This is a genomic window from Streptomyces sp. NPDC001904, from assembly GCF_040297005.1.
Taxonomy (GTDB): domain Bacteria; phylum Actinomycetota; class Actinomycetes; order Streptomycetales; family Streptomycetaceae; genus Streptomyces.
Genome location: NZ_JBEOYI010000048.1, coordinates 1 through 11710, shown reverse-complemented (window position 1 = coordinate 11710; position 11710 = coordinate 1). Strand labels below are relative to the sequence as shown.

Here is an 11710-nt window from a genome sequence, read left to right as displayed (position 1 = left end):
GCCATGCTCACCCGGACCGACGTAGTCATCGTCGGCGGCGGCCACAACGCCCTGGTCGCCGCCGCCTATCTCACCCGCGCAGGCCGCACCGTCACCGTCCTCGAACGCCTCGGCACCACCGGTGGTGCCGCCGTCTCCACCCGCCCCTTCGCGGGCGTGGACGCCCGCCTGTCCCGCTACTCCTACCTGGTCAGCCTCCTGCCCCGGAAGATCGTGACTGATCTGGGCCTCGACTTCGCCGTCCGCCCCCGCACCGTCTCCTCGTACACGCCCACCGTCCGCGACGGCCGTGCCACCGGCCTCCTGGTCGGCGCCGGTGCCGAGCGCACACGCGCCTCGTTCGCCCGGCTCACCGGCGGCGAGCGCGAGTACGCGGCATGGAACCGCTTCTACGGGACGACCCGGCACGCGGCCGAACGGATCTTCCCCACCCTCACCGAGCCACTGCCCACCCGCGAGGAGCTGCGCACCCGCGTCGCGGACGACGCCGCGTGGAGGCTGCTCTTCGACGAGCCCATCGGCGTCGGCATCGAGGAGCACTTCAGCGACGACCTCGTGCGCGGTGTGGTCCTCACCGACGCGCTCATCGGCACGTTCGCCGACGCCCACGACCCCGGCCTCGCCCAGAACCGCTGCTTCCTCTACCACGTCATCGGCAACGGCACGGGCGACTGGGACGTCCCGGTCGGCGGCATGGGAGCCCTCACCGACGCCCTCGCCGCCGCGGCCCGCGCGTCCGGCGCCGACCTGCGCACCGGGCACGAGGTCACCCGGATCGAGACCGACGGGCAGCACGCCGAGGTCACCTACCGCACCGGCGACACCGAAGGCACCGTCGCCGCCCGCCACGTCCTCGTGAACGCGTCCCCGGAACACCTCGCCGGGCTGCTCGGAGACGCCCCGCCGCCCCCGGCCGAGGGCGCCCAGCTCAAGGTCAACATGCTGCTCAAGCGGCTGCCCCGGCTGAAGGACACCTCCGTCGACCCGCGCGAGGCGTTCGCCGGGACCTTCCATGTCGCCGAGGGATACGGTCAGTTGGCGACCGCCCACGCGGAGGCCGCGGCCGGATCACTGCCCGGCGCGCCGCCCTCGGAGATCTACTGCCACAGCCTCACCGACCCCACGATCCTCGGGCCGGAGCTGGCCGCACGCGGCTACCAGACGCTCACCCTCTTCGGGCTGCACACCCCGGCCCGGCTGTTCGCGGCGGACAACGACACGGCCCGCACCGCACTGCTCGAGGCCACCGTCGCCCAGCTCGACGCCCACCTCGCCGAACCGCTGGCGGACTGCCTGGCCGAGGACGCCGACGGCCGCCCCTGCATCGAGGCGAAGACCCCCCTCGACCTGGAACGGGACCTCCGGCTGCCCGGCGGCAACATCTTCCACCGGGAGCTCTCCTTCCCGTACGCCCAGCAGGGCACGGGCCGCTGGGGCGTCGAGACCGCCCACGCCAACGTGCTGCTGTGCGGCGCGGGCGCGGTCCGTGGCGGCGGGGTCAGCGGCATCCCCGGGCACAACGCGGCGATGGCGGTGCTCGGCCGCTGACCCGCCGCCGGATCGGGACGATTCAGTCCCGGGACGCCGTCCAGCCCACCGCCTCGATCCGCGACGAGTCCGCCGGCCGGGCCTCGTCGAAGGCGACGCGGCGGCCGTCGGTGACCCGGATGCCGTCCACGTAGACCCCGCGTCCGACGTACAGCTGATCCGTGGTGTACCGCCAGCGCACCCGCACGGACGCGGGGTCGAGGCCGCCGAGGTCCGCTTCCAGGCGGTGCCAGGTGCGGTCCGCGTAGCCGTCCACGGATCCCGAGGCGTGGGCGTCGGTGCGGTCCGTCGTGAAGGGGAGGGCCTTCCAGGCCGCTCCGCCGTCCGTGGACACCTCGAGGAACACGACGTCGGAGTGCGGCTCCGTGTCCCACCACAGCGAGCAGGTGAGCCGTGCCTGCGACGAGGTCAGGCGCAGGTCCGGCAGGGTCAGCGTCGCGGACGTGGCGCTCGCCGTGCCGGCGAACCACGCCGTGCGGCCGTGCGCGGGACGGACCGCGACCGCCCGCGCCATGTGGGTGCCCGCGGCGACCCGGGGAGCGGAGCCGGACCGCCAGTTCCGCACCGGGTGCACGGAGTTGCCGAGGACGATGAGGAACGAGTCCGTCGTCGGGTCGAGCACGATCGAGGTCCCGGTGAAGCCGGTGTGGCCCGCGGTGCGCGGGGTGGCCATCGCGCCCATGTACCAGTGCTGGTAGAGCTCGAAGCCCAGGCCGTGCTCGTCGCCGGGGAACGCCTGGTTGAAGTCCGTGAACATCAGCTCCACGGACTTCGCGGAGAGGATGCGCGCGCTGCCGTACACACCGCCGTTGAGCAGGGTGCGGCCGAGGACCGCCAGGTCCCAGGCGGTGGAGAAGACACCGGCGTGGCCCGCGACCCCGCCGAGCCCGTAGGCGTTCTCGTCGTGCACCTCGCCCCACACCAGACCGCGGTCCAGACCCGACCAGGGAGCGCGGGCGTCCTCGGTCGCCGCGACCTTCGGCCGCCAGTCCGCCGGCGGGTTGTAGCGGGTACGGGTCATGCCGAGCGGGCCGGTGACGCGCTCGCGCAGCAGGACGTCGAGTGTCGTGCCGGTGAGCTTCTCCAGGACGAGCTGGAGGGAGATGAGGTTCAGGTCGGAGTAGAGGTAGACGGTGCCCGGCGGATTGAGCGGCGCCTCGTTCCAGATCAGCCGGAGCTGCCCCTCGCGGGTCGGTTCCTTGTACAGCGGGATCCAGGAGCGGAAACCCGAAGTGTGCGTGAGCAGTTGACGGATAGTCACATCCTGCTTGCCCGCGCCCGCGAAGTCCGGCAGGTACGAGGCGACCTTCGCCTCCAGCGCCAGAGCGCCGCGCTCGATCTCCTGCACGGCGAGGATCGACGTGAAGAGCTTGGAGACCGACGCCAGGTCGAAGACGGTGTCCTCGGCCATGTCGATCTGCTCGGCGGCCGGGAACTCGACGCCGGTGTCGGTCGCCTCGTCGTAGTGCGCGTACCGCACCGCCTTGCCGATCGGCTGGTGCAGCGCCACCGTGCCGCCGCGTCCCGCGAGGAGGACCGCGCCCGCGTACCACGGGTGCTTGGGCGAGGGGTCGAGGAACTTCTCCGCGTCGGCGACGAGTTGGCGCAGATGCCCGGCGAGCAGTCCCGCGCGCTCGGGGGAGCCGTGCCGCAGGGTCGGGCGACGCTTCGGTTCCGCGGCCACGGCGGGACCCGCGGGGAACGGCGCCAGGGCGAGCGCCCCGCCCAGGGCGAGGGTCGCGGCGCCGAGTCCGCGCCGGGTGAGTCCGGCCCGTGATCTGTCCTGGTCCCCTGAGCGCATCAACAGCCTCCTGAAAGTATCTTTCGGGATCCACCACGACGGATGAAAGATTCATGTCAAGACTGCTCCGTGTCAACCACCAGAGCCCCGTGCCCGCCCCGCAAAGAATCTGACGCTGCATCAGAAAACCTCTTCCGTCGGCCGGTCGGCTGCGGCATCCTGCGCGCATGCAGACGGAGCTGAGCAAGAAACTGGGGATCGAGCACGCCGTCTTCGGCTTCACACCGTTTCCCGCGGTGGCCGCGGCCATCAGCAGAGCCGGCGGTCTCGGCGTCCTCGGCGCGGTCCGCTACACGGCACCCGACGAACTCCAACGCGACCTCGACTGGCTGCACGAGCACGCCGGCGGCAGGCCCTACGGTCTCGACGTCGTCATGCCCGCCAAGAAGGTCGAGGGCGTGACGGAGGCCGACGTCGAGGCGATGATCCCCGAGAGCCACCGCCAGTTCGTGACGGACACCCTCGCCAAGTACGGGGTGCCCGAACTCGCGGCGGGGGAGGCGTCCGGCTGGCGGATCACCGGCTGGATGGAGCAGGTCGCGCGCAACCAGCTCGACGTCGCCTTCGACTACCCGATCAAGCTCCTCGCCAACGCCCTCGGCTCACCACCGGCCGACGTCATCGCCCGCGCCCACGAGCACGACGTCCTGGTCGCCGCGCTCGCGGGCAGCGCCCGGCACGCCCGCAAGCACGCGGAGGCGGGCATCGACATCGTCGTGGCCCAGGGCTACGAGGCGGGCGGGCACACCGGCGAGATCGCCTCCATGGTGCTCACGCCCGAGGCCGTCGAGGCCGTGGACCCCCTGCCCGTCCTCGCCGCGGGCGGCATCGGCAGCGGGCAGCAGGTCGCCGCCGCGCTGGCGCTCGGCGCCCAGGGGGTCTGGCTCGGCTCGGTGTGGCTGACCACCACCGAGGCCGACATGCACTCCCCGGCCGTCACCCGCAAGCTGCTCGCCGCCGGGTCCGGGGACACGGTGCGCTCGCGCGCCCTCACCGGCAAGCCCGCGCGGCAGTTGCGGACCGAGTGGACCGACGCCTGGGACGACCCGGCCGGTCCCGGGACCCTGCCGATGCCGTTGCAGGGGTTGCTCGTCGCCGAGGCGGTGTCCCGGATCCAGAAGTACGAGGTGGAGCCGTTGCTGGGGACGCCCGTCGGGCAGATCGTCGGGCGGATGAACGAGGAACGGAGCGTTCAGGCCGTCTTCGACGAGCTGACCCGCGACTTCGAGAAGGCCATCGACAGGATCAACCGGATCGCGGGGCGGTAGCCCGCCTCCCGGGTGCGGCTCTCGTCGTGGCCGGTCGCGCAGTTCCCCGCGCCCTCAGGGGCGCGGGGAACTGCGCGAGAAGCCCCACCGGCCGGCACCCGACAAGGAAACCCGCTCCTCCCAGAAGGGAAACGCACCCCATGCCCGACCACACCCCCCCGAACGGCTTCTGGGCCCAGGCCACGGCGGAGCCGGACCGGATCGCGCTCATCGCCCCGGACGGCGAACAATGGACAGCGGGCCGCCTCCACACGGCGGCCAACGAAATGGTGGCGGGCCTGCGCGAGGCAGGCCTGAAACGCGGAGACGCCTTCGCCGTCGTCCTCCCCAACGGCGTCGAGTTCTTCACGGCCCACCTGGCCGCCTCCCAGGCCGGCTTCTACCTGGTCCCGGTCAACCACCACCTCGTCGGCCCGGAGATCGCCTGGATCGTCTCCGACTCCGGCGCCAAGGTCCTGATCGCCCACGAGCGCTTCGCCGACCAGGCCCGCGCCGCCGCCGACGAGGCCGGCCTCCCGGACACTCACCGCTACGCCGTCGGCGGCATCGACACCTTCCGCCCGTACGCCGAACTCCTCGCGGGGCAGGACGGTGCGCCTCCCGCCGACCGCACCCTCGGGTGGGTCATGAACTACACCTCCGGCACCACGGGCCGCCCGCGCGGCATCCGCCGCCCGCTGCCCGGCAAGCTCCCCGAGGAGACGTACCTCGGCGGGTTCCTCGGCATCTTCGGCATCAAGCCGTTCGACGACAACGTCCACCTGGTCTGCTCGCCGCTCTACCACACGGCCGTGCTCCAGTTCGCGGGAGCCGCCCTGCACATCGGCCACCGGCTCGTCCTGATGGACAAGTGGACGCCCGAAGAGATGCTCCGCGTCATCGACACCTACCGGTGCACACACACGCACATGGTGCCGACGCAGTTCCACCGCCTGCTCGCCCTGCCCCAGGAGACCAGGGACCGCTACGACGTGAGCAGCATGCGGCACGCGATCCACGGCGCCGCGCCCTGCCCCGACCACGTCAAGCGCGCGATGATCGACTGGTGGGGGACGTGCGTCGAGGAGTACTACGCGGCCAGTGAGGGCGGCGGCGCGTTCGCGACGGCCGAGGACTGGCTGAAGAAGCCGGGAACGGTGGGCAAGGCCTGGCCCATCAGCGAGCTGGCGGTCTTCGACGACGACGGCAACCGGCTGCCCGCCGGTGAACTCGGCACCGTCTACCTGAAGATGAGCACCGGCGGATTCTCGTACCACAAGGACGAGAACAAGACGAAGAAGAACCGCATCGGCGACTTCTTCACCGTCGGCGACCTGGGCGTGATCGACGAGGACGGCTATCTCTTCCTGCGCGACCGCAAGATCGACATGATCATCTCGGGTGGCGTCAACATCTACCCCGCCGAGATCGAGTCCGCGCTCCTGACCCACCCCGCCGTCGCCGACGCGGCCGCCTTCGGGATCCCGCACGACGACTGGGGCGAGGAGGTCAAGGCCGTCGTCGAGGTCGCCGAGGGGCGCACCGCCGGGGACGCGCTCGCGGCCGAGATCCTGGCCCACTGCGAGACGCAGCTCGCGGGGTACAAGCGCCCCAAGAGCGTCGACTTCATCGAGACGATGCCGCGCGACCCGAACGGCAAGCTGTACAAGCGGCGGCTGCGCGACCCGTACTGGGAGGGGCGCACCCGGGCCGTGTGACCGGGGCCGCCCCTCCCGTGGCGGGTGCGCGGGATCAGCCGCGCACCCGCACCACCTTCAGCGCCGGCGACTTGCGGATGTCCTTGTCGCAGAAGCGCTCCGTGACCCACTTCCCCCGGGAGAAGAGCCGGGTCTGATCACTGAAGTGCGCCGAGTCCGGATTCGACGACTGGGAGTACGTGAGCAGCGTGCGCGCCACCGGGCAGCGGCCGCCGTCCCAGCCGACCGCCTGGATGTAGCTGGAGCCGTGCACGACCTCGGTGTAGCCGCCGCCCGCGGCGTTCCAGACCGGCTCGACCTTGTTCCAGACGCCGAGCCCTTCCGTGCCGCCGTGCACCGGGATGCGCCGGCCGTCGCGCACCACGAACTGGTGGTCGCCCAGCCGGGAGTCCAACGGGATGTCCGCCGCCCGCAGTTCGGCCACCGTGTCGGCGAGCGCCGCGGCGAAGGCGGGCACCTGCGTGTCGAGGGTGTTCGGCGTACGCACCGGATCCGCCGGGGAGAACGGCACCTTCCACAGCTGCGCCGCCGGGACCGCCGCCGTCAGCCGCCGCCAGAACCGGTCGAAGAGCAGCGCGCCCCGGCTGCCGGTGCTCATGGTGCGGTCCCAGCTCTTCAGTACGGAGCAGGCCGCGGAGACGTCGACCGTCTTTCCGTCGCTGCCCGTCGCCGTGCCGCCGGGCAGCGCGGCGCACGCCTTCGCGGTGTCCGCCGCCGCGAGGTCTCCGGCCGGGGCCCGGTCCGCGAACTGCTGCTTCTGCAGATCCGCGACCGTCAGGCGGCCCTTGCCGGCCATCGCCGCGACATCCTCGACGGCTCCCCGGGTGCGCATCGAGCGCGGGGTGCCGACCGTGCCGAAGACCCGCTCGTACCCGGTCAGCGGCCGGTCGGCATTGGCCAGCCAGGCGCTGTCGTTGGAGTTCTCCGCGTACGGCGCGTTCTTGAGCACGGGCATCCTCGACGGGCCGAAGACACCCGGCTGCACCGCGTCCTTGTCGCTGCCCAGCGCGCAGTCGCCGCGCGAACCGTCCAGGACCGCGACGCCCGACGCCGGGTACGTGGCCTTCCCGAGCGGCGTCGAGCAGCGCGCCGCCAGGTCGTCGGTGATGCGCGGCAGCACCTGCGACTGGGTGAAGAGCGAGTGCCCCGCGGAGTCGGCCGCGATCGTGTTCACCCAGGGAATGCCCTGGGTGCGGCGCAGCGACGACAGCACGTCGTCCGTCGAGCGCGCCTTGCTGAAGCCGAGCGCCGTGTCGGAGGCCCGCATGTTGACCGCGTTCGGGTCGTTCAGCGCGTACGCCGTCGTGGCCGTCCAGGGCAGCGGCAGTGCCGCGCCGAGCGAGGTGACGACCGGCCCGTACCGCGTCCACCACTGTGTCCGCGTCACGTCCGCGCCGCCCTTCACGGGCACGGTCACGGTCCGCCTGGTCATCTTCTCCCGCTCGCCGTCCACCAGATACGCGGTCGGGTCGGAGGAGTCGAGGGTGAGCTGATGCAGGTTGAGGGTGACCCCGGTCGCGACGGTGTGGCTCCACGCCACGTGTGCGTTGTGGCCGATCGAGATCGTCGTGGTGCCGAGCAACGAGCCGCCCATGACGTTCAGTTCACCGGGGATCGTCTGCTGCGACTGCCAGAAACGGCGGCCGCCCTGCCACGGGTAGTGCGGATTGCCGAGGAGCAGCCCGCGTCCGTCGGCGGTCGTCGCCCCGCTGAAGGCGACCGCGTTCGACCCCATGTCGGAGTCTTCCTGGCTGAACAGCTCGCTCGCCGCGCGGGCGAGCTTCTTCGTGTCGGTGCCTGCCGGGGGCTTCGCCGCGCTCGTCGACGACGGCGGCTGCGCGGCGGTGATCCCGTCGATGCCCCGGCCCTGTCCGCCGAGCACCGAGATCGCGAACCCGCGCGTGGCGACGTCGAGTTCGGTCACCGGCTTCACCCAGGCAGCGTCCTTGCACGCGGGATCGGTGATGCGATGCTGCTTCAGCCACGCGTTGTACCCCGCGGCCCAGCCGCGCATCCCGTCCTTCACGTCCCGGCTGGGGCCGGCCGGTGCGGGCGTGGCGAGCAGCTTCTCCACCGTCCCGGACTGCCGTACGCCTTTGAAGTACAGGTCGCTGGAGAGGTTCCCGGCCGCCGAGGAGAGCGAGCCGTCCGGTGCGGCGTCCGCGCCGAACCAGCGCGAGCGCTCACCGCGCAGCGTCACGAACCCGTCGGCGAGCGTGCACACCTGATCGGCGGCCTGTGCCCAGCCGGTGCCGAAGCCGAGGTTGGTGTAGTCCTTGGCCTCGATGTGCGGAATGCCGTACTCGGTGTAGCGGATCGTGGCGGACAGACCACCGCCGTGCGGGCGCTCCGGGCGGTCGGCCGCCGCCGACGGCAGCGCGGCCGACGCCGTGAGGACGGTCAACAGGGCCGTGCCGACGGCCGCGAGGCGCCGTTGTCTCGGGCGGATACGCATCGTGCTCCCAACTGTCGTGAGGGCAAAGGCGGTTGAGCGTACCAGCCGGTATGTCGGCTGCCGAGGCGTGGTGGCACGTGTCTTGACCTGGCGTCGGCCACCCCGCAGGATCACGCCATGACGACCCCATCGAGCACGCCGCGTACGCCGAGGGCACGGGCCGCGGCAGCGGCGGCTGTCAGCACCGTCGACGGAGTGCTGCGGCGCAGCGCCCGGCGCACCCCGGAGCGCGTCGCGCTGCGCTACGGGCCGCGCTCGTGGACGTACGCGGAACTCGACGACGCCGTCTCCCGTGCCGCCGGGCTCCTGCGCGGCCTCGGCCTCGCATCCGGCGACCGGGTCGGCGCCTACGGCCACAACTCCGACGCCTACCTGATCGGCTTCCTCGCCTGCTCGCGAGCCGGCCTCGTGCACGTACCCGTCAACCAGAACCTCACCGGGGACGACCTCGCCTACATCGTGCGCCAGTCGGGGAGCACGCTGGTGCTCACCGACCCGGACCTCGCCGGGAACCTTCCGGACGGCGTCGGCACGCTGCTGCTGCGCGACGCCGACGACTCGCTGCTCGACCGGCTGCCCGCCGCCGTCCCCTACGACGGCGACCCGCCGGACGCGGACGACCTCGTCCAGCTCCTCTACACGTCGGGGACGACGGCCCTGCCCAAGGGCGCGATGATGTCCCACCGCGCCCTCGTCCACGAGTACGTGAGCGCGATCCACGCCCTGGACCTGGTGGAGACGGACCGGCCGGTGCACTCGCTGCCGCTCTACCACTCGGCGCAGATGCACGTCTTCCTGCTGCCCTACCTCGCGGTCGGCGCCACCAACACGATCCTGGACGCTCCCGCGGCCGACCGGATCCTCGACCTGGTGGAGGCGGGCGAGGCGGACAGCCTCTTCGCGCCGCCCACCGTGTGGATCGGCCTGTCCCAGCACCCGGACTTCGCGGACCGCGAGCTGAGCGGCCTGCGCAAGGCCTACTACGGCGCCTCGATCATGCCGGTGCCGGTCCTGGAGCGCCTGCGCGCCCGGCTGCCCGGCCTCGCCTTCTACAACTGCTTCGGGCAGAGCGAGATCGGCCCGCTCGCCTGCGTCCTCGGCCCCGACGAGCACGAGGGCCGGATGGACTCCTGCGGCCGGCCGGTGCTCTTCGTCGAGGCGAAGATCGTCGACGACGACGGCAAGGACGTGCCCGACGGCACCCCCGGCGAAGTCGTCTACCGCTCACCGCAGTTGTGCGACGGCTACTGGGACAAGGAGCAGGAGAGCGAAGAGGCCTTCAGGGACGGCTGGTTCCGCTCGGGCGACCTCGCCGTGCGCGACGGCGCGGGCTACTTCACCGTCGTCGACCGGGTCAAGGACGTCATCAACTCCGGGGGCGTCCTGGTCGCGTCCCGGCAGGTCGAGGACGCCCTGTACACCCACCCGGCCGTGGCGGAGACCGCCGTCATCGGGCTCCCCGACGAGCGCTGGATCGAGGCGGTGACCGCCGTGGTGGTCCGTTCGGCGGAGGTGACCGAGACCGAACTCGTCGCGTACGCACGCCAGAAGCTCGCCCGCTTCAAGGCGCCGAAGCGGATCGTGTTCGTCGACGAGCTGCCGCGCAACGCGAGCGGCAAGATCCTCAAGAGGGAGCTGCGCGACCGCTTCGGCGACTGACCGGGCGGGCCGGCCGCTTTTACGTTCATTGAGTTCCCTGAACAGGGCGTATTGCCGGGCCGCATGCGGGCGTTAGTGTCCCGGCCGTCGGCCAGGCGCGGACGGCCCGCAGCCGCCGCGCCGGCTGCCCACGCCCCCGTACGTGAGCCGGTCCCGCACGCCTGCCAGCGGCTGCGCGGGGCCGGCCGTGCCGCCCGAAGGGAACTCCATGAGCCGCTCCCACCCCGCCCGCCTGGCCGCCTCCGTCGCCGGGGCACTCCTCGCCGCCGCGGTCCTGGCACCGGTACCGGCCGCCGCCCAGCCGCACCGGGCCGCCGGATCGGCCGGCTGCGGTGCGCCCACCGACCTCACCCCGGGTGCTTCCACCGCGCGGTCCCTCACCGTGGACGGCGTGCGGCGCGAATACCTGGTGCACCTGCCCGCCTCCTACGACCCGGACCGGCCCACTCCACTCGTCCTGTCCTTCCACGGACACGGCCGCACCTCCGACTACCAGGAGCGGCTCACCGGCATGAACGCACTCGACGCCGTCGTGGTCTACCCGCAGGGCGTCACCGGAACGGACGGCAAGAGCGCCTGGGAAGGTGCGCCCTACTCGGCGGACGTCGACGACATCGCCTTCACGAAGGCACTGATCGACCGCGCCGGGAAGGACCTGTGCGTGGACCCGCGCCGCGTCTACGCCTCCGGCAAGTCCAACGGCGGCGGCTTCGCGGCCGTCGTCGCCTGCCGCCTCGCCGACCGGATCGCCGCGACCGCCGTCGTCTCCGGCGCCTTCTACCCGCAGAGCGGCGCCTGCGACCCGCGACGCCCCGTCCCCGTCCTCGACTTCCACGGCCAGGCCGACACGACCATCCCGTACGCCGGAAACCCGGACAAGGGCCTGCCCGCCCTGCCCGACTGGCTGGCCGGCTGGGCCGAGCGCGACGGGTGCGCGGCGCGCCCGCGCGAGACGCAGGTGAAGGAGAACGTCGTGCTCCAGCGCTGGCGCTCGTGCGACGGCGCCTCCGCGCTGGAGCACTACCGGATCACGGACGGCGGCCACGTCTGGCCGTCGACCGCGCCCAACGAGGACGCGGCGACACCGACCACGATCGACGCGACACCCCTCATCCGGAAGTTCTTCGCCGAGCACCCGCTGCCGAAGCGTGCAGGGAGGTCGTACTAGGGCGTGTGTCGAAAGTCCCGCCTGCCCCGCGGTGTCTGGCACGCACGCTCGCGGCGTTGCCGAAACGCCCGCATAGCTCCGCTATGAGGGCGCTCCGGCGCCTTGCGATCGCAC

At 72.3% G+C, this 11710-nt stretch carries 7 protein-coding genes; 5 read left to right on the top strand and 2 right to left on the bottom strand.

Annotation, left to right across the window (positions count from 1 at the left end; translation table 11 throughout):
* Positions 1-3: 3 nt before the first annotated feature.
* Positions 4-1548 carry a phytoene desaturase family protein gene (locus tag ABT127_RS37950; protein ID WP_351460696.1) on the top strand — a complete coding sequence of 515 codons (1545 nt, stop codon included), beginning with the start codon at positions 4-6 and terminating at the stop codon, positions 1546-1548.
* A gap of 22 nt (positions 1549-1570) precedes the next feature.
* Here ABT127_RS37950 and ABT127_RS37945 read toward each other — a convergent pair whose 3' ends face one another.
* Positions 1571-3349: a serine hydrolase domain-containing protein gene (locus ABT127_RS37945; protein WP_351460693.1), complete on the bottom strand. Its 1779-nt coding sequence runs from the start codon at positions 3347-3349 to the stop codon at positions 1571-1573.
* Between the two features lie 167 nt (positions 3350-3516).
* Here ABT127_RS37945 and ABT127_RS37940 point away from each other — a divergent pair, with 167 nt between their 5' ends.
* Both ABT127_RS37940 and ABT127_RS37935 read left to right on the top strand, forming a co-directional pair.
* On the top strand, positions 3517-4617 hold the full coding sequence (locus ABT127_RS37940) for an NAD(P)H-dependent flavin oxidoreductase (protein ID WP_351460691.1): 1101 nt from the start codon (positions 3517-3519) through the stop codon (positions 4615-4617).
* A gap of 140 nt (positions 4618-4757) precedes the next feature.
* Positions 4758-6314 carry an acyl-CoA synthetase gene (locus ABT127_RS37935; RefSeq protein WP_351460689.1) on the top strand — a complete coding sequence of 519 codons (1557 nt, stop codon included), beginning with the start codon at positions 4758-4760 and terminating at the stop codon, positions 6312-6314.
* Between the two features lie 34 nt (positions 6315-6348).
* On the opposite strand, the gene ABT127_RS37930 is transcribed toward ABT127_RS37935, so the two are convergent.
* Positions 6349-8769 (bottom strand): penicillin acylase family protein, encoded by a 2421-nt coding sequence (locus ABT127_RS37930; RefSeq protein WP_351460687.1) that lies wholly within the window; start codon positions 8767-8769, stop codon positions 6349-6351.
* Positions 8770-8886: 117 nt separating this feature from the next.
* Here ABT127_RS37930 and ABT127_RS37925 point away from each other — a divergent pair, with 117 nt between their 5' ends.
* Both ABT127_RS37925 and ABT127_RS37920 read left to right on the top strand, forming a co-directional pair.
* On the top strand, positions 8887-10428 hold the full coding sequence (locus ABT127_RS37925) for an acyl-CoA synthetase (RefSeq protein WP_351460684.1): 1542 nt from the start codon (positions 8887-8889) through the stop codon (positions 10426-10428).
* 208 nt (positions 10429-10636) lie between these two features.
* Positions 10637-11596, top strand: a complete 960-nt coding sequence (locus ABT127_RS37920; protein WP_351460681.1) for a CE1 family esterase — start codon at positions 10637-10639, stop codon at positions 11594-11596.
* The last annotated feature ends 114 nt before the right edge of the window (positions 11597-11710 follow it).